The sequence below is a fragment of the Streptosporangium sp. NPDC006930 genome (assembly GCF_040635605.1).
Classification (GTDB): Bacteria; Actinomycetota; Actinomycetes; order Streptosporangiales; family Streptosporangiaceae; genus Streptosporangium.
Genome location: NZ_JBEYID010000001.1, coordinates 230818 through 257163 on the forward strand (window position 1 = coordinate 230818; position 26346 = coordinate 257163).

General features: G+C 69.6%; 35 protein-coding genes. 14 read left to right on the forward strand and 21 right to left on the reverse strand.

The annotated features are described in order from the left end of the window. Nucleotides 1-14: 14 nt before the first annotated feature. On the forward strand, nt 15-1157 hold the full coding sequence (dnaJ, locus tag ABZ664_RS00980; RefSeq protein ID WP_350944566.1) for a molecular chaperone DnaJ: 1143 nt from the start codon (nt 15-17) through the stop codon (nt 1155-1157). A gap of 177 nt (nt 1158-1334) precedes the next feature. Further along, a complete protein-coding gene (locus ABZ664_RS00985; protein ID WP_362501345.1) occupies nt 1335-2066 on the forward strand; it encodes a 16S rRNA (uracil(1498)-N(3))-methyltransferase in 732 nt (243 codons plus the stop codon). Nucleotides 2067-2189: 123 nt separating this feature from the next. Here ABZ664_RS00985 and ABZ664_RS00990 read toward each other — a convergent pair whose 3' ends face one another. Beyond that, a complete protein-coding gene (locus ABZ664_RS00990; RefSeq protein WP_362501347.1) occupies nt 2190-2891 on the reverse strand; it encodes a hypothetical protein in 702 nt (233 codons plus the stop codon). Beyond that, nucleotides 2888-3367, reverse strand: a complete 480-nt coding sequence (locus ABZ664_RS00995) for a SigE family RNA polymerase sigma factor (RefSeq protein ID WP_043655278.1) — start codon at nt 3365-3367, stop codon at nt 2888-2890. The genes ABZ664_RS00990 and ABZ664_RS00995 overlap by 4 nt, the downstream gene beginning before the upstream one ends. A 284-nt stretch (nt 3368-3651) precedes the next feature. On the opposite strand from ABZ664_RS00995, the gene ABZ664_RS01000 reads away from it, so the two are divergent. From ABZ664_RS01000 to era, 7 genes are all read left to right on the forward strand, one after another. Continuing rightward, a complete protein-coding gene (locus tag ABZ664_RS01000; RefSeq protein ID WP_350944844.1) occupies nt 3652-4002 on the forward strand; it encodes a histidine triad nucleotide-binding protein in 351 nt (116 codons plus the stop codon). Between the two features lie 92 nt (nt 4003-4094). Continuing rightward, nucleotides 4095-5159, forward strand: coding sequence for a PhoH family protein (locus ABZ664_RS01005; RefSeq protein WP_362501349.1), 1065 nt, complete (start codon nt 4095-4097; stop codon nt 5157-5159). A gap of 109 nt (nt 5160-5268) precedes the next feature. Then, on the forward strand, nt 5269-5751 hold the full coding sequence (gene ybeY, locus ABZ664_RS01010; protein ID WP_344742683.1) for an rRNA maturation RNase YbeY: 483 nt from the start codon (nt 5269-5271) through the stop codon (nt 5749-5751). Next, nucleotides 5748-7049: a hemolysin family protein gene (locus ABZ664_RS01015; RefSeq protein ID WP_362501352.1), complete on the forward strand. Its 1302-nt coding sequence runs from the start codon at nt 5748-5750 to the stop codon at nt 7047-7049. Before ybeY ends, ABZ664_RS01015 begins: the two co-directional genes overlap by 4 nt. A 472-nt stretch (nt 7050-7521) precedes the next feature. After that, entirely contained in the window at nt 7522-8091 is a 570-nt protein-coding gene (locus ABZ664_RS01020) for a hypothetical protein (RefSeq protein WP_362501354.1), read from the forward strand. A gap of 95 nt (nt 8092-8186) precedes the next feature. Continuing rightward, entirely contained in the window at nt 8187-8540 is a 354-nt protein-coding gene (locus ABZ664_RS01025; RefSeq protein ID WP_362501356.1) for a cytidine deaminase, read from the forward strand. 17 nt (nt 8541-8557) lie between these two features. Continuing rightward, on the forward strand, nt 8558-9478 hold the full coding sequence (gene era, locus ABZ664_RS01030; RefSeq protein ID WP_362501358.1) for a GTPase Era: 921 nt from the start codon (nt 8558-8560) through the stop codon (nt 9476-9478). Nucleotides 9479-9524: 46 nt separating this feature from the next. On the opposite strand, the gene ABZ664_RS01035 is transcribed toward era, so the two are convergent. The 8 genes from ABZ664_RS01035 to ABZ664_RS01070 form a co-directional block, all read right to left on the reverse strand. Further along, a complete protein-coding gene (locus ABZ664_RS01035) occupies nt 9525-10262 on the reverse strand; it encodes an urease accessory protein UreD (RefSeq protein ID WP_362501360.1) in 738 nt (245 codons plus the stop codon). A gap of 109 nt (nt 10263-10371) precedes the next feature. After that, nucleotides 10372-11040, reverse strand: coding sequence for an urease accessory protein UreG (ureG, locus tag ABZ664_RS01040; RefSeq protein WP_350944549.1), 669 nt, complete (start codon nt 11038-11040; stop codon nt 10372-10374). Between the two features lie 27 nt (nt 11041-11067). Beyond that, entirely contained in the window at nt 11068-11994 is a 927-nt protein-coding gene (locus ABZ664_RS01045; RefSeq protein WP_362501362.1) for an urease accessory UreF family protein, read from the reverse strand. Nucleotides 11995-12053: 59 nt separating this feature from the next. After that, entirely contained in the window at nt 12054-13769 is a 1716-nt protein-coding gene (locus tag ABZ664_RS01050) for an urease subunit alpha (RefSeq protein ID WP_362501364.1), read from the reverse strand. Continuing rightward, nucleotides 13759-14085, reverse strand: a complete 327-nt coding sequence (locus tag ABZ664_RS01055) for an urease subunit beta (RefSeq protein ID WP_362501366.1) — start codon at nt 14083-14085, stop codon at nt 13759-13761. The genes ABZ664_RS01050 and ABZ664_RS01055 overlap by 11 nt, the downstream gene beginning before the upstream one ends. A 70-nt stretch (nt 14086-14155) precedes the next feature. Next, a complete protein-coding gene (locus tag ABZ664_RS01060) occupies nt 14156-14458 on the reverse strand; it encodes an urease subunit gamma (protein WP_362501368.1) in 303 nt (100 codons plus the stop codon). Between the two features lie 147 nt (nt 14459-14605). Further along, nucleotides 14606-14752 (reverse strand): hypothetical protein, encoded by a 147-nt coding sequence (locus ABZ664_RS01065; protein ID WP_362501370.1) that lies wholly within the window; start codon nt 14750-14752, stop codon nt 14606-14608. 36 nt (nt 14753-14788) lie between these two features. Further along, complete coding sequence (locus ABZ664_RS01070) at nt 14789-15034, reverse strand: winged helix-turn-helix domain-containing protein (protein ID WP_362501372.1); 246 nt, start codon at nt 15032-15034, stop codon at nt 14789-14791. A gap of 316 nt (nt 15035-15350) precedes the next feature. Here ABZ664_RS01070 and ABZ664_RS01075 point away from each other — a divergent pair, with 316 nt between their 5' ends. Genes ABZ664_RS01075 through ABZ664_RS01090 form a run of 4 tightly spaced genes read left to right on the forward strand, consistent with a single transcriptional unit; the run spans nt 15351 to nt 18857 of the window. Continuing rightward, nucleotides 15351-16271, forward strand: a complete 921-nt coding sequence (locus ABZ664_RS01075; protein WP_362501374.1) for a hypothetical protein — start codon at nt 15351-15353, stop codon at nt 16269-16271. After that, nucleotides 16268-16483, forward strand: coding sequence for a hypothetical protein (locus ABZ664_RS01080; protein ID WP_362501376.1), 216 nt, complete (start codon nt 16268-16270; stop codon nt 16481-16483). Before ABZ664_RS01075 ends, ABZ664_RS01080 begins: the two co-directional genes overlap by 4 nt. Beyond that, nucleotides 16480-16866 (forward strand): hypothetical protein, encoded by a 387-nt coding sequence (locus ABZ664_RS01085; RefSeq protein ID WP_362501378.1) that lies wholly within the window; start codon nt 16480-16482, stop codon nt 16864-16866. The genes ABZ664_RS01080 and ABZ664_RS01085 overlap by 4 nt, the downstream gene beginning before the upstream one ends. Next, nucleotides 16866-18857 carry a hypothetical protein gene (locus ABZ664_RS01090; RefSeq protein ID WP_362501380.1) on the forward strand — a complete coding sequence of 664 codons (1992 nt, stop codon included), beginning with the start codon at nt 16866-16868 and terminating at the stop codon, nt 18855-18857. The genes ABZ664_RS01085 and ABZ664_RS01090 overlap by 1 nt, the downstream gene beginning before the upstream one ends. Before the next feature lie 268 nt (nt 18858-19125). Here ABZ664_RS01090 and ABZ664_RS01095 read toward each other — a convergent pair whose 3' ends face one another. After that, nucleotides 19126-19308, reverse strand: coding sequence for a hypothetical protein (locus ABZ664_RS01095; protein WP_362501382.1), 183 nt, complete (start codon nt 19306-19308; stop codon nt 19126-19128). Continuing rightward, on the reverse strand, nt 19305-19547 hold the full coding sequence (locus tag ABZ664_RS01100) for a hypothetical protein (RefSeq protein WP_362501384.1): 243 nt from the start codon (nt 19545-19547) through the stop codon (nt 19305-19307). Before ABZ664_RS01100 ends, ABZ664_RS01095 begins: the two co-directional genes overlap by 4 nt. Before the next feature lie 177 nt (nt 19548-19724). Here ABZ664_RS01100 and ABZ664_RS01105 point away from each other — a divergent pair, with 177 nt between their 5' ends. Continuing rightward, nucleotides 19725-19973, forward strand: a complete 249-nt coding sequence (locus ABZ664_RS01105) for a winged helix-turn-helix domain-containing protein (protein ID WP_362501386.1) — start codon at nt 19725-19727, stop codon at nt 19971-19973. Nucleotides 19974-20032: 59 nt separating this feature from the next. Here ABZ664_RS01105 and ABZ664_RS01110 read toward each other — a convergent pair whose 3' ends face one another. The 9 genes from ABZ664_RS01110 to ABZ664_RS01150 form a co-directional block, all read right to left on the reverse strand. Then, entirely contained in the window at nt 20033-20254 is a 222-nt protein-coding gene (locus ABZ664_RS01110) for a hypothetical protein (RefSeq protein ID WP_362501388.1), read from the reverse strand. A gap of 56 nt (nt 20255-20310) precedes the next feature. Next, entirely contained in the window at nt 20311-21045 is a 735-nt protein-coding gene (locus tag ABZ664_RS01115) for an N-acetylmuramoyl-L-alanine amidase (protein ID WP_362501390.1), read from the reverse strand. Nucleotides 21046-21056: 11 nt separating this feature from the next. Further along, nucleotides 21057-21359, reverse strand: a complete 303-nt coding sequence (locus tag ABZ664_RS01120; protein ID WP_362501392.1) for a hypothetical protein — start codon at nt 21357-21359, stop codon at nt 21057-21059. A 277-nt stretch (nt 21360-21636) separates the two neighbouring features. Further along, nucleotides 21637-22047 (reverse strand): hypothetical protein, encoded by a 411-nt coding sequence (locus ABZ664_RS01125; protein ID WP_362501394.1) that lies wholly within the window; start codon nt 22045-22047, stop codon nt 21637-21639. Beyond that, nucleotides 22047-23882 carry a hypothetical protein gene (locus ABZ664_RS01130; RefSeq protein ID WP_362501396.1) on the reverse strand — a complete coding sequence of 612 codons (1836 nt, stop codon included), beginning with the start codon at nt 23880-23882 and terminating at the stop codon, nt 22047-22049. The genes ABZ664_RS01125 and ABZ664_RS01130 overlap by 1 nt, the downstream gene beginning before the upstream one ends. A gap of 13 nt (nt 23883-23895) precedes the next feature. Beyond that, a complete protein-coding gene (locus ABZ664_RS01135; protein ID WP_362501398.1) occupies nt 23896-24975 on the reverse strand; it encodes a hypothetical protein in 1080 nt (359 codons plus the stop codon). A 16-nt stretch (nt 24976-24991) separates the two neighbouring features. Next, complete coding sequence (locus ABZ664_RS01140; protein WP_362501400.1) at nt 24992-25660, reverse strand: hypothetical protein; 669 nt, start codon at nt 25658-25660, stop codon at nt 24992-24994. Continuing rightward, nucleotides 25657-25869, reverse strand: coding sequence for a hypothetical protein (locus tag ABZ664_RS01145; RefSeq protein WP_362501402.1), 213 nt, complete (start codon nt 25867-25869; stop codon nt 25657-25659). The genes ABZ664_RS01140 and ABZ664_RS01145 overlap by 4 nt, the downstream gene beginning before the upstream one ends. Next, nucleotides 25869-26333 (reverse strand): hypothetical protein, encoded by a 465-nt coding sequence (locus tag ABZ664_RS01150; protein ID WP_362501404.1) that lies wholly within the window; start codon nt 26331-26333, stop codon nt 25869-25871. Before ABZ664_RS01150 ends, ABZ664_RS01145 begins: the two co-directional genes overlap by 1 nt. Nucleotides 26334-26346: the final 13 nt, after the last annotated feature.

Below are 26346 nucleotides of genomic sequence, written 5' to 3' on the forward strand. Positions count from 1 at the left end.
GAGGTCAACGAAAAGTGGCTAAGAGCGACTACTACGGCACCCTCGGGGTGCGCCGTGACGCCAGTGCGGAAGAGATCAAGAAGGCGTACCGCCGCCTGGCACGCGAGTTGCATCCCGACGTCAACCCCGATCCTGAGACTCAGGAGCGCTTCAAGGAGATCACGCAGGCCTACGAGGTCCTGTCCGACTCCGGCAAGCGGCAGATGTACGACATGGGTGCCGACCCGTTCGCCGCGGGCGGCGGTGCGGGCGCCGGAGGCTTCGGCGCCGGCTTCCCGTTCAGCGACATCATGGACGCCTTCTTCGGCGCGGCCGGTGGAGGCGGTGGCCGAGGCCCCCGCTCCCGTGCCCGCCGCGGGCGCAACGCGACCATCAGGGTCGAGCTCGACCTGCGCGAGTCGGGCTTCGGCACCACCCGCGAGCTGGTCGTCGACACCGCCGTGGTCTGTGAGGTCTGCACGGGCTCAGGGGCCGCGGCCGGCACCCACCCCGACACCTGTGACATGTGTCATGGCCGGGGAGAGGTGTCCCAGGTCACCCGGTCCTTCCTCGGCCAGGTCATGACCTCCCGCCCCTGCCCCCAGTGCGGCGGCTTCGGATCGATCATCCGCAACCCCTGCCAGGAGTGCTCGGGTGACGGCCGGGTCCGCACCCGGCGGACCATCAAGGTCCGCATCCCGGCCGGCGTCGAGGACGGCACCCACATCCAGCTCGCCGGCGAAGGCGAGATCGGCCCGGGCGGGGGTCCGCCCGGAGACCTGTTCCTGGAGATCGTCGAGCGTCCCCACGAGATCTTCGAGAGGCGCGGCGACGACCTGCACTGCACCGTGCAGATCCCGATGACCGCGGCCGCGCTCGGCACCATCCTGACCATGGAGACGCTCGACGGCGCCGAGGAGCTCGACATCCGTCCCGGCACGCAGTCCGGGCAGACGATTCCCCTCTACGGGCGGGGCGTGCAACGGCTGAACGAGACGGGCCGAGGCGACCTGCTGATCCATGTGAACGTGGAGACCCCCGCCCGCCTCGACGCGGAGCAGGAGGCGCTCCTGAAGGAGCTCGCCAGGCTCCGCGGTGAGGAGCGCCCGCCCGGTAAGTTCGCCCCCGGGCAGCAGAGCTTCTTCTCCCGCCTGCGGGACGCTTTCAATGGCCGCTGACCAGGGTTCAACGGCCGCCGCTCCGCTCCGCTCCCGGTCGCGTCGTCACGGTCCGGCCCGCACCCTGCCCGGTCGTGTCTTCGCGGCAGGCTCCCGGCCGGGGCGTCGGGTCCGTCCCGAGGCCTCATCCCGGTCACGTTGTCGGGGACACCTCGGCGCGGTCCGCCCAGACGGCCCATGACCGTTCCGGTCTTCCTGGCGGACCCGGCCGACCTGGCCAGGCCGGAGTTCGTCTTCGGCGGTCCCGAAGGACGCCACGCGGCGGCCGTACGGCGGCTGCGGGCGGGTGAGCGGCTCGACCTGACCGACGGGGCGGGCTCCGTCGCCGAGTGTGTGGTGACCGAGGCGAGCAGAGACTCGCTCCGGGTCGAGGTGCTGCGCCGCCACGAGGTGCCCGTGCCGTCGCCGCGCCTGGTCGTGGTCCAGGGCCTGCCCAAGGGCGACCGGGGCGAGCTGGCCGTGGAGATGATGACCGAGGCGGGGGTCGACGTGATCGTCCCCTGGGCCGCGGCGAGGTGCGTCACCCAGTGGAAGGGCGAGCGGGCGGCCAAGGCGCTGGCCCGCTGGCGCTCCACGGCGCGCGAGGCGGGCAAGCAGTCGCGCCGCTTTCACCTGCCGGAGGTGACGGAGCTCGCGTCCACCGCGAAGGTGGCCGGCCTGCTTTCGGCGGCGGCGTTGGGCGTCGTGCTGCACGAGGAGGCCGCCTCTCCGCTGTCCGGCCTGCCTCTCCCCGCGGGGGGCGACATCGTCGTGGTGGTCGGACCCGAGGGCGGGGTGTCGGCGGAGGAGATCGCCGCGTTCCGCGAGGCCAAGGCGGTGCCTGCGCTGCTCGGGCCGACGGTGCTGCGCACCTCGACGGCCGGGGTCGTCGCGGCGGCGGTGCTCCAGACGCGCAGTGGCCGCTGGTAGGGCGCCCCTGCCGGCGCGCGGTCGACCCCACGGCGGCCACGGGTCCCGGGGGATCCGCGCCGTGAGGTCTCGGGAGCCGTGAGACAAAGAACCGGTCAGGGCTCGCCGTGACCGGTTACCGCGCTAGTTCTGGATGGGGGCCGGAGCCAAAGTGTTCGCCTCCGTCGGCATGGGGGGCGACACGTCGCCCGAGGGGGCGCACTCGTCGGGCGAGCACGGGCTCTCCGAGGGGGCCGGTGGCCTCGATCGCGACGGCGTCGGGGTCGCCTCGATCTCCTCGCACTTGCTGATGATTCCGCTGGGCTCGACGTCAGGGCTGTCGGGGGGAGTGGGGCAGGTGGGCGTCGGCGTCGGTGCCGGCCGGGGCGTCGGCGCGGAGCCGGTCCTGGACGGCCGGGTGCTGGAGGCCGCGCTCCTGGACGGTGTGGGCGTCGGCGGGAGCATGGTGGCGTCGGGGTCGCCCGACCTGCCGAGAGTGGGAAGCGGGGCGTGGGCGGACGGTGGCTGCGAGGAGGCCGCAGGGGGGCGAGAGGTGGCGGACCCGTCGACGGGAGGAGTCGACTCGGCGTATTTGACCCCTTCGGTGCTCACTTGGGGGATCACCTGTTCGCGGAACTGGGGAACCACCATGACGACGGTCGCCGCGACGAGGACCGCACCGGCGACGGAGGCTCCGGCACGCCACCACATCAGCCCGCGGAGCCCCCGCCGCTCGATGCGGCCGCGGATTATCTCCAGCCCGTCCGGGGAGGGAACGACCGAGTTCGCCTCCGCGCTGAGCGCGCGGCGAAGCAGCTCGCCGTACTCATCCGGGGAGTCGGTCATGACAGTTGCTCCAGTGAGGTTCGTAGGGCGGCCATGCCACGAGCCGTGTGGCTCTTGACCGCGCCTTTGCTGATGCCCATCGCGTGGGCGATCTGCGCCTCGGACAGGTCTCCGTAGTAACGCAGGACCAGGGCCTCCCGCTGGCGTGCGGGCAACCCGCGCAGCGCTTCGATGACGGCGGAACGCTCGAACTCGCCGATCGCGCCGTTCTCGGCGCTCGGCGCGTCGGGCATGCCCTTGGGCGCGTACTTCTCGACGACCGCCCGATGCCGAAGCACCGAACGTGATCGGTTGACGACCGACTGTCGCAGGTAGGCCAGTGCCTTGTCGGTGTCGCGCAGTCGGCGCCAGGCGCCATGGATGGCGACGAACGCGTCCTGCACGACCTCCTCCGCGGTTGCCATATCGCGGACGAGCAAGACGGCGAGACGGACAAGAGACCGATAGTGCGCGCTGTAGAGCGCGGTAACGGCCATGTCGGCATCCCATCCGACGGGCACCGCCCCGAGCGACCTGTCGGCCACGAGGGTCTCGGTGGTCACATCAGTGGGACGCTTGGCCTTCCCAGAGGGTTTACGCTCTTCCGGTTCATTAGGGGGCATGACCCAGTCGTGTCCTCGCCAGGCGGCCATATATTGCTGTGCGCAAAGGGCTGTCGTGGTTGAAGTTTTGCACACCCACCATATCCGGGCGGATCTTTGTTTGCGGACGGGAACCATCACCGATTCACAACGTCCTCAGCGGTATGGTGCCTGTCATGGTGAGCGAAGCCGACTGCCTGTTCTGCAGGATCGTGGCCAAGGAGATTCCCGCGGAGATCGTCTATGAGACCGATCGCGCGCTGGCCTTCCGCGATGTCAATCCCCAGGCGCCGACCCACGTGCTGGTGATCCCCAAGGACCATTACAGGGACGCGGCGGCCCTCGCCGCGGCCGACCACGGCCTGGCCGACGAGGTGATCAAGGCCGCGCACGAGGTCGCCCTGCTGGAGGGGGTCGCCGAGTCGGGCTACCGGCTGGTGTTCAACACCGGGCCCGGTGCCGGCCAGACCGTCTTCCACGTGCACGGACACGTGATCGGCGGGCGGGGCCTGCAGTGGCCGCCCGGCTGAAAACCGGTAGGCGTGATCTTGACGATCGCGGATAGCATGGCGTTGAAGTTCCGCGCCTATATCTGGAGGCGAACAGGCCGTAAGGCCCGCTCATGTCCGAGACAAACGATTCCAGCAGAACGCCGCAGAGGTCCCGGGGTGCCAGCCGGACCCAGGCGAAGGTGGTTATTCCGGACGATCAGTCGATGGTCAGCCTGCTGGGCTCGCGCGACGAGTTGTTGCGCGTCATCGAGGGCGCCTTCCGCGCCGACATCCACGTCCGGGGCAACGAGATCACCGTCACCGGCAGCCCCGAGGAGAGCAGCACCGTGGTGCGGCTCTTCGAGGAGATGTCCGAACTCGTCCGCGGGGGCGCGCAGCTCACGGCCGACGCGGTCGAGCGCAGCATCGCGATGCTGCGGATGACCTCCGACAGGCCCGCCGAGGTGCTCTCTCTGGACATCATCTCCTCGCGGGGCCGGACCATCCGCCCGAAGACCGTGAACCAGAAGCGTTATGTCGACGCGATCGACAAGTTCACCGTCGTCTTCGGCATCGGTCCGGCCGGTACGGGCAAGACCTACCTCGCCATGGCGAAGGCCGTGAAGGCCCTCCAGGAGAAGAAGGTCAACCGGATCATCCTCACCCGCCCCGCCGTCGAGGCGGGCGAGAGGCTGGGCTTCCTGCCAGGCACGCTCTACGAGAAGATCGATCCCTATCTGCGCCCGCTCTACGACGCGCTGCACGACATGCTCGACCCCGACTCGATCCCCAGGCTGATGGCCGCGGGCACGATCGAGGTCGCCCCCCTGGCCTACATGCGCGGCCGTACGCTCAACGACGCCTACATCATCCTGGACGAGGCGCAGAACACCTCGCCGGAGCAGATGAAGATGTTCCTGACGCGGCTGGGCTTCAACTCGAAGATCGTTGTCACCGGTGACGTCACCCAGGTCGACCTGCCGAACGGCACGCAGAGCGGCCTCCGGGTCGTCCAGGACATCCTCGACGGCATCTCCGACATCCACTTCAGCCGCCTGACCAGCGCCGACGTGGTGCGGCATAAGCTGGTGGGAGACATCGTGGACGCGTACGGACGCTACGACGAGACGCAGCGCCAGAGCAGCGCGGTGGAGCAGATCAAGGGCGTGGTCAAACGTCCCCGAGGGAGATCATGAGAACGGCCGGTCGAGAAGCGATGAGCGTGGAGCGACTCCGGCGCGGGAAACCGATCGGGGCGCGGGGCACGAGCCGGCCGCGTGGTGAGCGGGGAGCGGGGAGCGCCCGATGAGCGTCGAGGTCAACAACGAGTCCGGTGTCGAGATCGACGAAGGGCTCATCGTCTCGCTCGCGGGGCATGTGCTGGAGCGGATGGGCATCAACCCGCTCGCCGAGCTGTCGATCCTGGTCGTCGACGAAGAGGCGATGTCGGTGCTGCACGAGCAGTGGATGGGCGAGCCCGGCCCCACCGACGTGCTCGCCTTCCCGATGGACGAGTTGCGCCCCGGGCCAGGTGCGGGGGCGAGGCAGGAGGGCGACGCGCCCACCGACCCGGCGCTCCTCGGCGACGTGGTGCTCTGCCCGCAGGTGGCCGCCAAGCAGGGGGCCGAGGCCGGGCACGGCACCGAGGCCGAGCTGGAGCTGCTGTGCACGCACGGCATCCTCCACCTGCTCGGATACGACCACGCCGAGCCCGAGGAGCACAAGGAGATGTTCGGCCTTCAGGGCGAGCTTCTGGAGTCGTGGCGGGAGGTGCGCCCCCAGCGGTGAACCTCGCCAACGGGTGGTTGTTCGCGGCCGTCGTCCTCGTCGTGGTCGGCGGGTTGATCGCCAGCGCGGAGACGGCCCTGACCCGCATCTCAAGGGTTCGCGCGGAGGAGTTCTGCCGCGAAGGCCGCCGGGGCGCCGAGCGCCTGCAGGCCATCGTCGCCGACCCGCCGCGCTACCTGAACCTGCTGCTCCTGCTCCGGTTGAGCTGCGAGCTGGTCGCCACGGTGATCGCCACGCTGCTCTTCATCGACTGGCTCGGTGACCGGGGCGGTGCCTACGCCGCCGCCGCGGTCGTCATGATCGTCATCAGCTACGTGATCGTCGGGGTCTCCCCGCGCACGCTGGGGCGTCAGCACGCGGAGCCGATCGCGCTCGCGAGCGCGCCCCTGGTCTACGGGCTGACCCGGATCTTCGGTCCCCTGCCCAAGCTGCTCATCCTGCTCGGCAACGCCGTGACGCCCGGCAAGGGCTTCCGTGAGGGGCCCTTCACCTCGGAGGCCGAGCTGCGCGACCTGGTCGACCTGGCCGAGGAGCGCAGGGTGATCGAGCCCGACGAGCGGGAGATGATCCACTCGGTCTTCGAGCTCGGTGACACCCTGGCCCGTGAGGTCATGGTGCCCCGCACCGACATGGTGTTCATCGAGCGCGGCAAGACGCTGAACCAGGCCCTGTCGCTCGCTCTGCGCAGCGGTTTCTCGCGGATCCCCGTGGTCGGTGAGAACGAGGACGACGTCATCGGCATCGCCTACCTCAAGGACATCGCGCGCCGGGTGCAGGACACCGGTGACGAGGGGCGTGCCGAGCCGGTGGAGTCCCTCATGCGCCCGGCCACCTACGTGCCGGAGAGCAAGCCGATCGACCAGCTTCTCCGTGAGATGCAGGCCCGCCAGATCCACCAGGCCATCGTCATCGACGAGTACGGCGGCACGGCCGGCCTGGTCACCATCGAAGACATCCTGGAGGAGATCGTCGGTGAGATCACCGACGAGTACGACCAGGAGGCGCCCAGGGTGGAGCCGCTGGAGGGCGGCGCGGTCCGGGTGACCGCGAGGCTCCCGGTGAGCGACCTGGAAGACCTGTTCGGCATCGAGCTCGAGGTCGACGACGTCGAGACCGTCGGAGGGCTGCTGGCGCACGCGCTGGGCCGGGTGCCGATCGCCGGTTCCCACGCGGTGGTGGAGGGTCTCAGCCTGACGGCCGAGAGCCTCGCCGGGCGTCGTAACCGGATCGGCACGGTCCTCGTCACCAGGGCCGTTCCCGCCGAGCCCGACTCGGTCTCGGCCTCCGCCGACCAGTGAGGGGCCCCGGGCCGCCGTGGTGGCCCGGGGAGGCGCCCCATGCGTCTCGGGTGGATTATCCGTTTACAAGCCGTTCGCAAGCTTCTCGCAACCGGGACGCGCGACTCTTCTCTCACGGCACCCGGTCGCGCGGGAGTCGGTGGGGAAGGTCCCGGTGCCCGGAGGGGTTCGCGGTGCGAGGGATCGGCCTCAAGGGGAGACAGAGTCACGCAGAGCTCCGAGGCTGTTCTGCGTGACTCGCACAAGGGTGTTCTCGACCGTGAAGTGCGGTTGAGGGCACCCTTAGGCGTTTATCGAATGATTGCCGCTTTTGCCGATGGGGAAGAAAGCGGGTCGGTGGGGACGGGGACGCCTCGCACATGACATCGGGGGAATGGTCATGACACGGGGGATGAGTTTTGTCGTTTTTGTAGCGTTGTGTGGACTTTTGTCGGGTGTTTTGGTCGGGTGCGGCGAGGAGGAAAAGGACGGTGTGCCGGACCGCGCCGCAGAGCTGAACCGACTGCGGGCGGTACTCGGCGAGGCACGAGGACTGCCGGACGGGTTCACGGCGCGCCCGCGCGCCGGCTGGCACGCCCCCTTCAAAGCCGTCGACGAGGACTGCAGGCTCGTCCTCGACGCCGCCGGAGGCAGGCCGCCGAAGCGGGCGCTGGGAGCACGGGCCGCCGTGACCTACCAGGGCGACGGGGTCGGGGAGCTGGCCGGGTTCGGCCTGGCCTCCTACGAGGGTGACGACGCCGCACTCCACTTCGGTGAGCTCGCCGAGGCGCTGGGCGGCTGCCCTGTCGTGCGCACGCCCACGGCGGGTCGCGGCACCGCCTTCAGGGTCTCCGACCTGGACCTGGATTTGAGCGGGGTCGGTGACGGGGTGCGGGCGAGGCGGTTGAACGGCAGGCTGGACGGATACCCGTACGAGATCCACCTGGTGTTCGCGCTCAGCGGCCACACCCTGATCTCGCTGGTGCACGCCGGGGTGAGGGAGGTCGACGCCACGCGTACCGGGCAGCTCGCCCGCCTGCTGGTCGACGAGGCCGGCGCGTGAAAGGGGGCGCCGTACGAGCGGGGGCACCGGCAGGGGGCGGCCGCCGCTCGCCAGGAGAACCCCGCCGGGGCGAGCCCGGGTCGCGGTGAGGGGCGATGGCTGAATACCCTTGTGCCGTGAGTGACGCGACCCTCGATCCCGAGGACAAGAAGATCATCGTGCTGGCCCGTTCGGCCCGTGCCCGCAACGGCGCCGCGGAGGGGGCCGCCGTGCGGGACGAGACCGGCAGGACCTACTCGGCGACCAACGTGGCGCTGCCGTCACTGACCCTCTCCGCGCTCCAGGTCGCCGTGGCGATGGCCGTCTCCAGCGGAGCGGAGTCACTGGAGGCCGCCGCACTGGTCACGGCGGGTGAAGGCCCCTCCGATGCCGACACGGGGGCGGTCCGTGACCTGGGCGGTGGGACCGTGCTCGTGGCCGGTCCCGACGGGACACCGCGTCAGAACTGAGTCCGGTATCGGGGACAATGGTTGACGTGAGTTCCTCAGCTGCTGATTTCCATGCCGGTTTCGCCTGCTTCGTCGGCCGGCCCAACGTCGGCAAGTCCACGCTGATGAACGCGTTGGTCGGCACGAAGGTGGCGATCACCTCCTCCAAGCCCCAGACGACCCGCCGGGCCATCCGCGGCATCGTGCACCGCCCCGACTCCCAGCTCATCATCGTCGACACTCCCGGGCTGCACCGGCCCCGCACGCTCCTGGGCGAGCGGCTGGACAGCCTGGTGCTCTCCACCCTCACCGAGGTCGACGTGATCGGCTTCTGCGTGCCCGCCAACGACCCCATCGGCAAGGGCGACCGGTTCATCGCGGAGAAGCTCGCGGGCATCAAGAAGACCCCGGTGGTCGCCGTGGTGACCAAGTGCGACCTGGCGACCCGCGAGCAGATTGCCGCGCAGCTGCTCGCGATCTCCCAGCTCGCCGACTTCGACGACATCGTCCCGGTTTCCGCGCAGTCGGGCGAGCAGCTCGACGTGCTCGCCGACGTGCTGGTCCGGCGCCTCCCACAGAGCCCGCCGCTGTACGAGGGAGGCCGGCTCACCGATGAGCCCGAGCAGGTGCTGGTGGGTGAGCTGATCCGCGAGGCGGCCCTGGAGGGCGTACGCGACGAGTTGCCGCACTCGATCGCGGTTGTCGTCGACGAGATGATGCCCAGGGAGGGCCGCGACGACCTGCTCGACATCTACGCGCACATGTTCGTCGAGCGTCCGTCGCAGAAGGCCATCGTGATCGGGCACAAGGGCGCCCGGCTCAAGGACGTCGGCAGCCGTGCCCGCGGGCAGATCGAGGCGCTTCTCGGCACCCGCGTCTACCTCGACCTGCGCATCAGCGTCGCCAAGGACTGGCAGCGCGACCCCAAGCAGCTCCGCCGCCTGGGCTTCTACGACTGAGGGCGACACCGAAGCGCTTCACGAAGCGGCTCCGCGGCCTGGGCGTCTAAGATCCGGGACCCGTCACCGCCACCTCGAGGGCGCTCGCCTCCTCGCCGTGCCCGAGCCGCCGCCGCAGCTCGACGGCGTCGCGGCCCAGCGCGGAGACCAGGGTGGCCGGGCCGGCGAGCGGAAGGACGGCCCAGCCGTCCCCCACCACCGTCTCCGGCGCCCGTCCGGTGATCAGGGTGCTGCCCACGCAGCGGGCGTCACCGTAGACGGCGGAGCTGCCGTCTATCTCCGGGTCGCCGACCACGAACTCCTGCCGCAGCAGCGGCACCCCGCCGAGAACGGCGTCGAAGCGCGAGTGGCAACGCCCGGGCCGCTCGCCGTACCGGCCGAAGACGATCTCCTCGCGCCAGAACACCCGCGCGTCCTCGGCCAGGTCCAGCCGGACGGCCATGCGGTGCAGGCAACCCGCCGCGAGCACCGTCGGTTCCGGCGCGAACCGCAGCGAGGCGCCCGCGCCGACCCTGGCCGTGATCGTCATCAGCGACTCGGCCCCCGTGAAACCGGGCAGCACCAGCGTGCTCGCGACCGACCGCACCTCAAGCGCGGTGCCCGGTGCCACCTCGATGCCGAGGGCGAGGTCGTCGCCGCCCAGCGGACCCGCGGCGGTGGACACCAGGTGCACCCGGCCGGGCGCGGTCGCCCGCACCGTGAGCGGCGGTCCAGAACGCATGGTGGCCAGGACGGTCCGGCCGCCGGAGTCCCGCCGGGTGACGATCTCCGCCCGTGCCCTCATCGACCGCCGCCCGGCCCGCCCAGGCTCGGGTCGTAGGGATCGTGCGGGCCGTGCGGGCGCAGTGGCGTTGTCGGCGGGCGCGGGAGCGGAGTCGGTGACGGACATGAGGTCAGACGCCGGAGTGTTCGTGGGCCCAGGACGAGACCAGGCCGGTGACCCATTCCGAGACCGCGTGCGCGCTCGGGTCCTCCCTGATCGAGGTGAACAGCACGGGCCTGCCCTCCCGTACGGCCGCCGCGTCGCGCGACATCACCGTGAGGTCCGCGCCGACCATCGGTGCCAGGTCGGTCTTGTTGACCACGAGCAGGTCGGCCGTCGTCACGCCGGGGCCTCCCTTGCGCGGGACCTTGTCGCCGCCCGACACGTCCAGGACGAAGATCTGCCGGTCGGCCAGGCCCCTGCTGAAGGTGGCGGTGAGGTTGTCCCCGCCGCTCTCCACGATCACCAGATCGAGCGGGCCGAACCGCTCCTCCAGGCTCTCCACCGCGTCGAGGTTGGCCGCGATGTCGTCGCGGATGGCGGTGTGCGGGCAGCATCCGGTCTGGACGGCGACGATCCGCTCAGGATGGAGCACGCCCGCTCTGCGCAGGAAGTCGGCGTCCTCGGTGGTGTAGATGTCGTTGGTCACCACACCCAGGCGCATCGAGGGGCCGAGCGTCCGGCACAGGGCCGCGGTCAGCGCGGTCTTGCCGCTGCCGACCGGGCCTCCGATGCCCAGACGCAGTGCTCGTCCGTGAGGGTCGGCGGCGTGGTGGTGGTCGTCGTGGTTGGCGCCCATGGGGGTCACCGTCCTTCCAGATGGTCGTCAGGAGACGAAGAGCCTCAGATCTGCGCGGATGTGCTGTTCGGCGAGCAGGTCGAGCGCGGGGGCGGCGTGCGCGGGCAGTGACTCCCACGATTCCCACGGCTCCCATGACATCCCGGGCTCCCGGGACTTTCCGGTTTCTCCGGACTTCCCGGGCTTCTCGGGCTCTCGGGACCGCGACGCCTGCCCGATGGGGACGGTGGCCGCGACCCTTTCCAGGGCCGGAGCGAGTTCGGCGAGCAGGCGGTGGACGGCCACCGGGTCGAGTCCCAGTAGCCGTACCGCCGCCGTGGCGGGTCCGGTGACGGAGGTGTAGGCCGCCGCGAGGGCGGCTTCGGCGGGGGAGCAGCCCGCCACCGCCGCCACCGCGCCGAGCGCGAGAGGGTGATGGACCCCCGAGGTGACAGTCCCGGCCAGCGCGTCGAGCACCGGGGAGGGCCAGATTCTCCGCGAGGTACGCAGCAGCAGCCTGCCCTGCGTGCGGCTCGCCTCCCGCTGGGCGGGCGAGGAGATCCTGGCGTCGGCCTCCGCGTCCAGCCGTATCCAGAGCGAACGGCTCGTCTCCGGATCCGGAGACGAGCCGTTCGCGGGAGCGGGGCCGTTCTCGGGCGTGAGAGCCGGACCGTTCACGAGAGCGGCGCCGTCAGTCTGGGGGAGGCCGTCCGCCCGCGTGGGAACCTCTACCGGAGGGCCGCCCGCCGGAGGTGAGAGGCTCGCGGAGAAGTGGGCCGTGCCGAGCTCGCAGGCCGCGGCGGCGAGGGCGGCCGTCACGAGGCCCGCGGTGGCGAGGCGGCCCCGCAGGAAGGCGGCGAGGCCGGGAAGGTCGTGGATCGCACCGATCCTGACCGCCTCCTCGGCGCCTCCGGAGTGGCCGTGACCCCCGGCGGGCAACCGGGAGTCGGCCAGGAGCAGCAACGCGGCGTTCATGCGCTACGGGGCCTCACCTTCGGCTGGACGGGACAGCGGGGCGGTCGATCAAGAACTGGTCAGAACAGGAAATAGCGCTGGGTCATGGGCAGGGTCTCGGCGGGGGCGGGTTCGATCACCTCGCCGTCGACGCTGACGGCGAAGGTGTCGGGATGGACGTCGATCCTGGGCATCGCGTCGTTGAGCGGCATGCTCTCCTTGCCTCTGCGACGCACGTCGGCGACAGGCAGCAGGCGCCTGCGTACGGCGAGCCGGTCGGCGAGGCCGTCCTCGATCGCGAGGGGGGCGACGAAGTGGACCGACGTGGCGGCGGCGGTGAGCGGGGCGGCGCCGAACATCGGGCGCGGCATGACCGGCTGCGGGGTCGGGATGGAGGCGTTGGCGTCACCCATCTGGGCGTACGCGATGACACCACCCTTGACCACCAGGTCCGGTTTGACGCCGAAGAAGGCCGGGTCCCACAGGACGAGGTCGGCCAGCTTGCCGACCTCCACCGAGCCGACCTCGCCGTCCAGGCCGTGGGCCACGGCCGGGCAGATCGTGTATTTGGCGACGTAGCGCCGGGCGCGGAGGTTGTCGGCGGGGCCGTCACCGGGAAGCGCGCCCCGGCGGCGCTTCATCACGTGCGCGGTCTGCCAGGTGCGGATGATCGTCTCGCCCACCCGGCCCATCGCCTGGGAGTCCGAGCCGATCATCGAGATCGCGCCCATGTCGTGCAGGATGTCCTCGGCCGCCATCGTGGACGGCCGGATCCGGGACTCGGCGAACGCCAGGTCCTCGGGGATGGACGGGTTGAGGTGGTGGCAGACCATCAGCATGTCGAGGTGCTCGTCGAGCGTGTTGACGGTGTGCGGGCGGGTCGGGTTCGTCGAGGACGGCAGGATGTTGCCGTAGGAGGCGACCCGGATGATGTCCGGCGCGTGGCCGCCGCCCGCCCCCTCGGTGTGGTACGCGTGGATCATCCGGTCGCCGATCGCCGCGAGCGTCGACTCCACGAACCCGGCCTCGTTGAGGGTGTCGGTGTGGATCGTGACCTGGGTGCCGGTGTCGTCGGCGACCGAGAGGCAGGCGTCGATCGCGGCGGGGGTGGTGCCCCAGTCCTCGTGCAGCTTGAACCCCGAGGCCCCGGCGCGTAGCTGTTCGAGCAGCCCTTCGCGGCTGACCGTGTTGCCCTTGCCGAGCAGCGCGACGTTGATCGGGTAGGAGTCGAGCGACTCCAGCATCCGCGCGAGGTACCAGGTGCCGGTGACGGTGGTGGCCTTGGTGCCCTCGGCGGGTCCCGTGCCGCCGCCCACGATGGTGGTCACCCCCGCGGCGAGGGCCTCGTCGAGGATCTGCGGGCAGATCAGGTGGACGTGGGAGTCGATCGCCCCGGCGGTCAGGATCTTCCCGTTGCCCGCGAGGATCTCGGTCGAGGGGCCGATGACCAGGTCGGGGTGGACGCCGTCCATGGTGTCGGGGTTTCCCGCCTTGCCGATCGCGACGATGCGGCCGTCGCCGATCCCGATGTCGGCCTTCACCACGCCCCAGTGGTCGAGGATCACCGCGCCGGTGATCACCAGGTCGGGCGAACCCTCGGCCCTGGTGGTCCTGGCCTGGCCCATCGACTCCCTGATGACCTTGCCGCCGCCGAAGACGGCCTCGTCACCCGCTCCCGAAGGGCCCATCGACAGGTCCTCGGTGACCTCGATGAACAGGTCGGTGTCGGCCAGCCTGACCCGGTCGCCGGTGGTGGGGCCGTAGAGCGCGGCGTAGCGCGATCGTTCAATGAACACCGGGGCTCCCGTCGAGAGGTCCGGCCCACTCGGGGCGGAGGCCGGGGACGATCCGCAGTCCGCCGATCGGTACGAGGGTCACGTCGCGCTCCACACCGGGCTCGAACCGCACCGCCGTGCCGGCGGGGACGTCGAGCCTGGTGCCCCAGGCCGCCTCGCGGTCGAACTCCAGGCCGGGATTGCAGGCGGCGAAGTGGTAGTGCGAGCCGACCTGGATCGGCCGGTCGGCGGTGTTGACGACGCGGACGGTGACGCGCTCGCGGCCCGGGTTGAGCGGGACGGGCGCGTCGCCGTACTGGATCTCACCGGGTGTCATCGGCGCTCACCGTTCCTGGGATGTGAGGGGCCGGCGGAAAGTCGTGGGCTCTCATGAGATCGGCCGGGGCTCACGGGATCGGGTGGTGGACGGTGACGAGCTTGGTGCCGTCGGGGAAGGTGGCCTCGATCTGGACCGACGACAGCATCTCGGGCACCCCCTCCATGACGTCGTCGCGGGAGAGCACCTTGCGGCCCGCGTCCATCAGCTCGGCGACGGTGCGCCCGTCTCTGGCGCCCTCCATGAGGAAGGACGCGATGATCGCGGTGGCCTCGGGGTGGTTGAGCCGGAGGCCCCGTGACCTGCGGTCGCGGGCGAGACCGGCGGCGACGTGGATGAGCAGGCGTTCCTGCTCGTGTGGTGTGAGCCGCATTCCCGGACCATAGGAACCGGCGGTTTCCATGATGTTGCACGTCGATGTCGTGCTGGTTTCCAGGTGGTGCGGATCGTACGAACGGGGGAGAAGCGGCCATCGGTGTCCCCTTTCCTGCGGGTATACCGACGCGTTCCGAAGTGAATATCACGAAATTTGCTGATTTGTCAGGATAAAAAATGGCGCGGTGTCCGCGCCGCCACGTCCTGTCACGGCGGTGAAATCCCGGTAAAGCGCAATTACGCAGTCGGTGACAGTGTGGAAAGCCCAGAGTACCCAGGTCAGCGCGGACATGTGCGGACAGTGCCGCAGAAAATTAACACAGCAAAATCAGCTGTCGTCATCGTCAGGTTCTGGGCCGACGAACGACCCCAGATTGACACGCGTGTAGATCAGCCCCGCCTCGCGAAGCGCCTTGATCGCTTTCCGCGCGGTGCCGCCGGCTACCTCGAACTCCTCGATGAGGCCACGTTCGGTGATCTTGCCGCCCGGGGGCAGTTCGCCGGTCTCGATGCGCGTCCGGATCACCTTGACGACCTGCTGCCACTTCGGCAGATCGGCGCGAAGTTCGATCATGAAACCGCACCCTAGAGGCCCACACCGGCACCCCCTGACGCGGATGTACACATGAGTACACCTGTGTACCCATGGAGCAGGGTGTAGCAGCCGTGGCATGATGACGGCACGGGTCGGTGCAGATCCACCTGCACCGGCCCCCGCAACCTGACATCCCCCATAACGCAGAAAGCCCCGTCCGGCGCCAACCGGACGAGGCCTTCTACCAGCTCAGACACCAACTAGACCTTGGAGTCCTCGCCATGCTGAACCCTACGGGTACGCCCGTACTTGCGCCAACCCCCGCCTGTGACGTCCACCAGGCGGTGAACGCCCGATGAGCACCACCACCCCCAACCCCGAGCCCGCACCCGACGACGTCGCCCGCGGCCTCGCCGAACTCGAACTCCTCGCCAACGCCACCCCGGCCGCCCCCGTCGTCGACACCACCCTCGGCGAGACGAAGAGAGTCCGCCAGCTCCGCGCCGAGGTCGCCGAAGCGCACCTCCTCGCGCAGCTGCAGGAAGACGACACGCCGCTCCTGCTCGACACCGTCAAGGTCCGCAAGCGCCGCAAGCAGGCCGGGGAAGCTGCGCGCCTCCACCAGCTCGCCCAGGACCCCACCATGCGCGCCTGGCAGGCCTCGCGGATGCGGCGCCTCCTCGTCACCGGCGCCATGGTCGCGCTCGCACTCGCACTCGCCTGGTCCACCGTCGGCGTCCAGCGCTTCGCGGCAGATGGAGCCAACCCCTGGACACCCACATGGATCATCGCGTGGCTCGTCGAGCCGTTCCTGTCGCTCGCCCTGATGGTCGTCGTCGGTGCTCGCGCCTACGCCAGCGCCAACGGCCAACCCATCGACTCACCCACCCTGGTCCGGATCGAGTGGCTGTTCCTCGCCCTGACCCTCAGCATGAACGCCTGGCCGCACCTGGCGGTACCGAGCTTCGAAGAGTTCAGCGTGTCTCAGCTCATGCTGCACATGCTCGGACCGATCGTCACAGTAGCCATCGTCACTGCACTACCGATCATCCTCGCCGCGTTCTCCAGCCTCGACCACGGCGGCCCTACCGGTAGGGGGGCTACTGGCGGATCGTACAGGGCAAACGTCGACGCTCTCACTGCCCGCGCACGAGCTCTGATCGCAGCTGGGGAGCTCCCGGAGCAGCCCAGCGCAACCCGGATCCGGCAGGCGCTCGGATGCGGCACCGGCCCCGCCAGCGCCGTCCGCGACGCCCTGAAGGGAGACCCCGCGTGAGCCGCCCCGAACCGAGCGCCTGGGCAGGCCTCCGCGCCGTCGCCCGACTCCTCCTCACCGCCGTCGACGACTTCCTCGCCGCCGTCGCCGGCACCCGACCCATCCGCTACAACGTCGCCGACTTCGCCCAGGTGGTCGGCGACGCGTACCGCACCGGCAAAAACCACGTCCACGAGGGCGACGTCATCGACGGCCAGGAGGACGAGCTGTGAGTACGGACCGTCCGGGCCGGTCCCGGATCCCCGAGCTGTCCAACATCCCGTGGGAGGGGCCCCGCGCGATCACCGACTACGCGAAGGTCGGCCGCGCTCTCGCCCGCGACCTCGGCGAGGAATTCAACCTGGGCGCTGACGAGCTGTACGCGGTCCTCATCCGCAGCTTCAAGGGCAACCCGGTCCTCGCCCTCCTGGGCGCCCCTGATGTTCGCCTCCGGGCTCGCCGCGTGGTTCGCCGCCTGCAGCGCGCCGCTGAGCTGCAGCGCGGTGCCGGGGTGGAGCTGGTGAAGTTCCACGCCCAGTTCCGTAAGGAGTTCGTCGACATCCTGCCGCAGGCCAAGCCGGAGAAGCGCTCGGAGTTCCGCTGGGATGACGTGTGATGGCCGGCCGTGCGAGCACGAAGGAGCTCGCCACCGTCGACCACGAATCGTCGATGTCGAAGGTCGCGGCGAAGGAGGTGTCGAAGCTCGTCACCCTGTCCGCGCCCTGGGTGGTCGGGACGCTGACGTTCGGCGTCGGATCCGCGTTCCACGCCATCCTCGCCTCTGACGACCCGCAGGTGGTCGCGTGGACGATGTTCCTCCTCGCCGCGGCCGTGCTCATCCTCACCGGAGTCACCTACGGTCAGTCGCACGCCCGGGGAGTGTGGGGGCGTACCCACACCACGGTCACGATGCTGCTGTCCGGGCTGTGGGTGACCGCGGCCACGATCAACGGGCCGCTGACGGTAGTCACCGGGCGGCTCGCGCTGATCGGCGGTCTCACCCTCGCCCTCACCTGGAACATCAGGACGATCATCCGTTTGAAGGGCGTCGACGTCGCCGCGGTCGCCGCCGACCCGCTCACCGCGCTCTTCGGACAGGGCGCGGAGCGGGCGGGCCTGGCGATCGAAGCCAAGACCACGAACGCGACCGAGCACAAGGTGGAAGGCGTGGTGCAGCTGGAGCAGGGCAAGCAGACCGCCGAAGACCTACAGCGCAAGGTGCCCTACATCGAGTCGGGGATCCCGCTGCCGCCCGGATCCATCACTGCCTCGATCGACCCCGACGACGCGAGCAAGGCGCACATCACCATTTCGGACCCGCGCGTCATGAAGAAGCCGATCCCGTGGCCAGGACCATCCCGGCCCGGGGCGTCGATCGCGCAGGCGCTACGAACCGGATTGTGGCAGGACCTCGACGAGGTGGCGCACATCATCGTCGGCCACCACGTGCAGATCATGGGGCAGACCGGATCCGGCAAAAGCATCGGCGGGGCGTGGAACTACATCGCCGAGATCGTCACCCGCTACGACGCCGCGGTGTTCGCGATCGACGTCACGAAGGGAGAGCAGACGCTCGGCCCACTCGCGCAGGCGCTGCACCGCTTCGAGACGAGCAAGGCCGGGGCGAAGGCGCTGATCCGGGAGATGCAGGCGCAGGTCAAGGAGCGCACCGACCAGCTCGCCGCCATGGGCCTGCAGAAGTGGAAGGAAGGGTGCGGCCTCACCTACTGGGTGCTGTGGCTGGAGGAGTGCCCCGACATCCTCGACCTGCTGACAGACAAGGAGATGGACGCCTTCCTGAGCCTACTCAAGGCCATCAGGTCCGCAGGCGGCACCGTCGTGCTGAGCCTGCAGCGCTCCGACTACACCCAGATGCCGACCCTCGCCCGGGGGCAGCTCGCGAAGCTGTGCTTCGGCGTGGAGTCCGGCGCCGACGCCGCCTTCGGGTTGTCGGAGTCGCAGCAGGACGCGGGCGCCCGCCCGGAGATCTGGTCGAACAAGCAGCCCGGCATGGCGTACCTGGACGCTCCGAGCATCTCCGAGGCGCGGATCGCGATGCCGCAACGCACCTACGCCTGGGGCATCGACGCGGCCGGAGAGTTCGACGACGAGCGGGCTAACGAGGCGATGCGCGCACACGCCGCCCAGTGGCCGGCCTCGGCGAAGCAGGTTGACGAGGGCACTGCGGCTCTGGCCCGCCTCTCCGAGGTGGAGCACCTCGAGAGCGACGACGACCAGGAGGAAGAGGAGGTGGAGGACGTGGCCGCCGAGTACCAGAGCATCGACGATCCGGACCCAGAGATCACGGGTGGGCTCGACGACGAGATCCCGGATCTGCCGGAGGGGGATCCGCCGTGGGAGTTCGCGCCGCCTGCGGTTGAGATGACGGCTGCGGAGCGCGGAGCAGCCCTCCTCGCCCGTCTTCAGGAGCTGTGGGACGCAGGGGGCCGGGACTTCGCCACACGGGACCTGAGGCCTCTGTGGGAGAGCACGGACATGAGCCGGGCCTGGGCGCAGAAGAACCTGAAGAAGCTCGTCGACGCCGGGGTGCTGGGCTATGACGACGGGGAGCAGCGGTACCTGATGCCGGAGCGGCCCGAGGTGTAGCGGGGGTGGCACCCTCGCGGAGGGGTGGGGGTGCCACGTGTGAGGGGGTTACAGGTCAGGAGGGGTGCCACGGGGTGTGGCACCCCTTCGTGGCGCCTGGGGTGGCACCCGTGGCGGCAAGATCAACTTTTTTCGTGGCACCCCCACGCGCGCAGCCGCGCAAGAGACATGGAACGGCGCCCCCAGTCCCCTCCAGGTCTGGGGGCGCCGCGTTCCGTCCCGCCTCCCGAGCCGAGGCTTCGCCAGGAGTCTGCGCCGGGACGGAAGATCAGGAAGGCGGAGTGTGCGCCTTGAGACCGAAGACCCCTCGCGCCGCAGGGCATTTCCCAACATCGATGGCTCGGCCGCTGATGTACTGCAGCTCGCGGGCCCCCCAGTAGTTGCCGACGTAGAGGCTCCACAGCCTGTCGAGCGGTGTCCCGCATGCCTGGCAGTGGGGGTCGGGCGTCATAGCGGCGCCTTCTGCAGGGGGAGCTGCTCGCAGTGGTCGAGCTGGCGGCACAGATTCCCCGGCCCGTCAGCGTGCAGGGTGCGCGAGCACATGCTGTTCGGGTACGGGCCCGCCGCATACCAGTGACCGTTCAACTCCCACACCGCCCACCTGGGGAAGGCGTGGCCGATCACCCGGGCGAGCGTCGCCGCTTCGTCGTCGGTCAGCGGGGGCGTGCTTGTGGTCGTACGCTGATCCATGGGTCAGGACCTCATTCCTGATCAAGGCCCCGGTACGGCGTTACAGCGCCTGCCGGGGCCGTCACTTTAAGCGACCCTCATGCACCACAGTACGCTAAAGGTTGCCAGACGTCTGCACCTGTTTGCAGACGTGGGCGGTCGAAGGGCCATGACGGCGGACATCTAATTTCCGTGGCTATGACGATCGACCACGACGGCGCCGTCCCCGTCTACCGGCAGCTCGCCAACCTGCTGCGCGCCCAGATCGCCTCCGGAGAACTCCCGCCAGGCCGAGCCATCCCCGCCGAATCCCGGCTCATGCAGATCCACGACCTCGGCCGCGACAGCGTGCGCAAGGCCGTCGCGATCCTGCGCGAGGAGGGCCTGGTGGTCGCGGTGCAGGGACGCGGCACGTTCGTGAAGCCTCAGGAGCAGGCCGGGGAATGACGAAAACGCCCCCGCCCACCTCCCGGAGGAGGCGAGCGGGGGTATGTCGTGAACTGGGTTTACAGGCCGTGCAGGTCCCGGCCAGCGTGCGCGCCCGGGTGACCGTTCTCCTTCGCCTCCCTGTTCGGCACCAGGTACACGCCCACGGCGGTGAAGATCGCGATGCCGAGGTTCACCCACTCGTTGTCGGTCACCACGGCGTCGTCGACGATGGCCTCGGCCGCGACGATGGTGGCGCCGAGCGTGGCCAGGACGCTCTTCCAGTACTTCGAGATCTGCATGATGCATGCCTCCGGAGAGGTCAGGGCCACCAGGACGGCGGCCACGGATAAGGGGGTTACTTCTGGACGCCTGCGCGCCACGTGACCGGGCCGACGATCCCGTCGTCCACCAGCCGCTCATCGCGCTGGAACGCCCGGGTTGCGGTGCGGGTCTTCGAGCCGAAGTAGCCGTCGATCTTCACCGGGAACTTCGCCGCGGTGAGCGCGGCCTGCCAGGTGCGGACGTCCTGGCCGTACATGAGCGGCACGCCCGTCTGGTAGCGCAGGAGACGTCCCGGCCACGGCACCGGCCCGGACTCCTGCCCAGCGATGATCCGAGCCCTACGGACGATCTCAGGCTTCTGCAGAATGATCCGGCTGCCGGGACACATCGAGTGGCCGCCCCACGCCTTGCCGCCCATCGCGTGATGGCCCAGGCCCCGCCCATCCGGATCCGAAGTCACCTGCAGCGGGACACCGTGCTCAGCGTGGGCCCAGGCCAGGATCTGGGCGCACCTTTCCAGCTGGTGGATTGTGAGCTCGTCGCCGCCCTTGCCCTCGTTCTCAATGCTGATCCAGGACCGGTTGCCCGTGCCCTGCGTCCACGCCTTGTCCTTCGTGTCGACCCACTGGACGAGCTGCCCGCCGCGGCCGGTGCCGAAGTGCGATGAGGCCTGAGCCTTCGGGTTGCGGAACCACGCGTCGCTGCCCGGCAGCGTTCCGGCCATGATGTGCAGCACCACACCACGCACCTCGACCTGCCCGCCGGCCGTGAAGTTGATGGGGATGGGCTTCCAAACTGCCTGGGGCATCCTGGCCATGATCAGTCCTCCCTTCGCTCACCGAGCGCCACCCCGAGCGTGTCCTCCACGCGGCGCACGGACTGCTCCACCCGGTTCACCACATCCCTCGTGGAATGACCGCCATTCGGTTTCAGCTGCGCCTCAATCGCCTCCAGCCGGGCCATCACCCCAGGGCGGGCCGGGACACCCGGGCGGCCGGGCTCGCCTCTCCAGTCGTCGAGGATGTCGCCGCCCTTCTTGATCAGAGCGAGGAGCTTGACGACGACAGCGCCGCCTCCGGCCAGGACGGCCAAGGCGATGCTGATGGCGAGGATGTCGGGCACGCAGGCCTCCAAGGTCAAGATGAACGACCAGCCCGTGACGGATGACAGATGTGACGCTTGGCTCCGTATGAACGCCATGCAGGCGCGCGCGTACGCGTATAGCGGTGCACTGGGAGAAAAACTGTCATCCGTCACACGGGCCGGTCGGTAGGTGTGTTTTCCCAGCTCAAAGCCGGGATCGGTCGATGACGGATGTGTCATCGCAGGTGAGGGGTGCCGTCCGCGCGCCTCCCTTGGGGGCGCATTCAACCCGCACGCGCGGACGGCAGTTCAGGGGTCAGGACGCGATGTGGTTCGCGTTCTCCAGCGACGACTTCAGATCCATGAACGCGTTGTAGAGGTTTTCGACGGTGTCGACGACCGTCTGCGCCTGCCCCTGGTTGTACGAAGCGGTGGCGTTGGTCAACGGGAACGCAGGATCCGCCACTGCGGCGCCCCGAACGAACTCCACCAAGGGGATGTCGTTGTCCTGGCTGAGCGCGCGGAGCAGGCCGGTGCCCTCCTCGGCGTAGATCCACACGTCCCCGGCTTCGAGCTTGGTCACGTCCGGCGTAGGCATGGCCCGCAGGATCCAGCCCTTCGTCGCCTCAGTGAGCTCCCGGCCGGTGGCTGCGTTCCGCTGCGCCTCGGTGAGGCCGCGCTGCAGCTCCCGGATGTCGCGCAGCCCGCTCGCTGGTAGGCCGTCCATTACTCCACCACCTGAGGTTCCGCCAGGATCAGTTCGAACTCGTCGGCACCGTTCTCGCGCCCGACAGGGATCACCTTGATACCGAGCATCCGCTGACGCGCCTCATATCCGGAGCCGCTCCCAACCTGCGGAAAATACTCGTTGATCATCGAGACTCCGATGCCGTCACCCATGGAGTTCATGGTGATCGTCGACTTCTCCCCGGCCAGGATGGTGATGGTCCAGATGCGCACCGCGCCGCTCGAAGTGGCTGCCCACCGAGCCGCGTAGTCCTCCAGCGTTTCCACATCCAGCACCCCGGGCCGGTCCACCGTGCGGTCGATCCTCGGCCACCCCGCGTTCAGGTGCGCCGTCGACTCGTGAACGGTCGAGACGAGCGGGACCGCGGTGGTAGAGGCGTCACCCGATGGGGCGTCACCGCGCGCCCGCCATCGGGTGGCGTTGCGAAGCGGCGCGATCTCGAACTTCCAGTCGAGGATGTCGCCGCCCTCTGGCGACTCCACCACGCTGTGCTTGGCGTCTGGGTCGCCGAGCGGTGCGCCGTGCCGCCAGTGCCGCTCCAGCCCGCCCGGCCCGGCGACGATGTCCACGACGTGCTCGAACCCGTCGACCCCCTCGGTGAGCTCGGCGAGGTGCGCGGCGTAGGTGCGCTGCGCCTCATCGGTGTACGTGCGGTTCACCGCGCTGCCGGAGGAACCGGCTTGCAGGACCAGGCCGAGGTTCGCGTGTGGCTGCGAGGCGAGGTGGTACAGCAGTTCCCGGGCGATGTCCTCGCGGTCGCCGCCGAGCTCGCCGATCGCCTCCTGCAGCTCAACGAATGCCCAGTACGCGTCGATCTCCAACCCTCTGAGTTCGAGCACCGGGACGCCGCGCCGGGTCTTGGAGACGGTGGCGCCGATGATCCAGTACTGGCCGGCTGGGTCGCCGCCGCGCAGGATGTCGCAGCAGATCACCCCGGGGCCGCGGGTGAGGTCGAGCGGGTCGCGGGGAACGACGAGGTTGACGAGGTTACTCACCTCAGGCGAGGTGATTGCGATCCGCCCGCTGAAGGGCCCGCTGTTGATCTGTCCGGCGCGGTTGATCCGCTTTTCAAAGGACACGCCGGTGAGGTCGAGGTCACCCAGGTAGGAGCGGTCGAGCAGCCGGGTGAACGAGTAGGTGTAGAGGGCGTCACCGACACCCGGAGAGTACGGCGGTGGCGGGTCGGGGTCCGGCGCCACCTCCGCCGACGCGATCGAGATGCTGACGCCGACGCCGAACCGGTTGTCGACCGGCGACAGGGTGAACGTCTGCTGGCCGGAGCTGGAGGAGTTGACCGTGCGGGACGCGGCGGCCGAGCTGAAGAGATCCGCCGCCTGCACCTGGCCGCGGCTGGTGTACCCGGCCGGGGTCTGCCAGGTGACAGTGCCCGGGTAGGTGTAGACGCAGGCGGCGCGGATCTCCACGGTGGCCGGGGACGCCGGGGGCACGGCTGGGGTGGGTACCACGGTGTCGACGCCCTGCATGGCCGTGATACGCGCGCTGATCGTGGTGGAAGCATCCTTCACAGCGATCACGTGGACGATGCCCTCACCAGCATGACCGAACACGTAGTTACCAGGTTCGGCGCCGCCCGCGTTGCGCCGCCAGATACGCATGGCGAGGATCTCGGCCTGCAGGCTCCCGTTCGGGGCTGGCGCCCACCCGGGCGGCGCGGTCATGTCGCCGAGCTCGTTGACGCCGAATACGAAGTGGATGGCCCACAGCTGGTCGCCGCCCCTGACCCCTGAAGGCCTGTCCGCGACCGCCTGGCCGTTGCCGGAGGCGACGCTGTGACTCCTCACCTGAGCGGTCACCGCGCACCTCCGCTCACCATGTCCACGCGTCCCGATACAGGGCGATCGCGTCCGTGCCGCCGCCGCTCGTCGTGGTGTAGAGGATCGGATTCGCGCCGCGGCCGAGCACCCAGGCGGGGATCGGCACGCTGCTGAGCGTCCGGTCACCGATCACGATGTCCGTCCCGATGTACGCGGTTTTCTTCTTCGGGTCGATGACCAGCTGCTCACCCTCGTCGACCGTCAAGTTGAACCCGAGCTGGCGGTTCAGCGCCGTGTTGAGCAGGCTGGGGTTCGCCGCGGGCCCAGGGATGCGGATGAGCGGGGGCGAGGACGCATTCCCGGCGTTCAGCAAGACCGTGGTCTGACCGACCGGCAGATTCACGCCGGTCCTGCTCAAGCTGTACTTGCGGGGATCGGGGCAGATCCACTCCATGACCAACTTGCCGTGGCCGAGGCGGAGCAGCTGGTCAACGACTTCCAGGCCGGGGCGGCTGATCTGTGCCATGACCAGGTACGGGGTGCCCAGATCGTTGATAACCAGCGGCCACTCCTCGGCGGTCTCCAGGGTCGGGGTGGCCTGGGCGAGCGCGTCGACGACCGCCTCGATCTCGTCTCGGGGCGCCCGGATTCTGCTGGTCCACTGGATGGTGCGCTGATCCAGCAGGGGGCGCACCGCCAACGTGCCGTGGCTGGATGGTTCAGGCACGTTCTGCGCGGTGTTGGGCGGCCGTTCCCGCCAGCCACGCAGGCCGATCCACCGATACGGGGTCGTCCTCCCGAGGAGGAAGCCGTTCCATTCCAGCTGTCCGGGGCTGCCGTCCATGGCGTCCCCGGGCAGGATCGGCGTGTCCACCCGGATCGCGGGGAACTCGTCGGCATCCTCCAGCACCGGCAGGACGAAGTGGCGGCCCCAGCTGATCGACAGGGCGGGGAACTCGTCGACGTCCTCCAGCGGAGGAAGCACGACGCGCGCGTTCGGCGTGGAGATGGACAGCGCGGGGAACTCGTCGGCATCCTCCAGCGGAGGAAGCACGACGCGCGCGGGGATGCTGAACCGGCGCCGGGGCAGCAGGGAGGGCCGGAACGGTGCCCGGAAGCCAAGACGCGCCATGCGCTACCGCCCCTCTCTACCAGGTGCCGCGGTGCACGGCCACGGACGATGCGACCAGCAGGCGCCGCCCGGAGGCGTCAGGCTTGCCGGAGACGGTGATGGTGTAGCCGTGCCGGTCGATGGCCGTCGTGTTCGCGGTGAAGTTCGCCGTCCCGGTCGCGCCCGAGGAGGACAGGACACGGGTGGCGCACGTGCCTGCACAGGCGGATCCTGACGCGACGTCCGCCCGCTCAGTCCACCCTCCGGGCGCCGTGAAGGAGGTGACGGCCAGCGCGGCCACGAACCGAATCTCGAAGTCGTCGCCGCCGAGCGGGGTGACAGAGGGAGTGGTGATGGTGGCGCCGGATCCGGCGGTAGAGGTGTCGGACACCGGGGTCTGTCCGGCGAGGATGTCGGACAGGGCCAGGATGATGGCTCCGCCGTCCGATCCGCTGGTCTGCGTCAGCGCGTAGTTCGCGCCCTCGCTGCCGCCGGCGACTTTCATCCCGACCCGGGATCTGAGGTCTGCGGTGGTCAGCGCCTGCAGTTGTGTCCATCCGCTGGTGATGGTGCCGATGCCGACGTCGGCGAACTGCAGCATCAGCATCAGATCGTCCTGCACAACCCCTGTCGGCTTGTTGCAGCTGTAGGAGGTGCTGGTGGAGTTCGCGGTCGTCGCCGAGCCGCGAATCTGCGGGCTGGTCACCGGCCATCAGGGATGGGCGCCGTCCACACCGCGACGCCCTCGCCGTTCTCGATCCGCACCGGCGCCGAGGAGTAGTCATCGGACTCCACGCACAGCGCCAGGTCGTGGTCGGCCTGCGCCTGGGCGTCGTCGAGGCTGGCGTACGGCGCCTTACGCTCGTCGTGCTCGTCGCTGTCCTTCCACCGCCAGTGCAGCGTCACCATCGCCATCAACCTTCCTCCACTTCCATGTAGCCCTGCACGTTCACGCCCGCTGGGGCGGTGCAGCGCACGGCGAGTCCCTGGGCGCTGGCGATCTGCTCGGCGATCTCCCGTCCCTGTGGTCCCTGCAGCAGCAGGCCACCGCCCGCCGGATGGATCAGCCAGCGTTTGATCACGGTGAGGACGGTCGGCTCGGCCGTGTAGTTCCTCGCGGCGGTGCCCTGCGCGGTGCGGGTCGGCCCGCCGGACTGCGCCATCGTGTGGCCCGTGTTCGAGCCCGCACCGGCCTGGGTGCTCTTGCACAGCTCGATGGTGAGAGGCTCGGCGTTCGCGGTCGTGCCATCGGCGAACACTCCCAGCTCGATCAGCCTGGTCACGCTGTTGCTGCCGTTGATCGCGTTCATGATGGTCTTCGCGGTCGCCGCGCTCAGGGCGATGTCGCCGTTGGTCTCCACGGTGTACCTGCTCGACACCGGCTCACTCTCC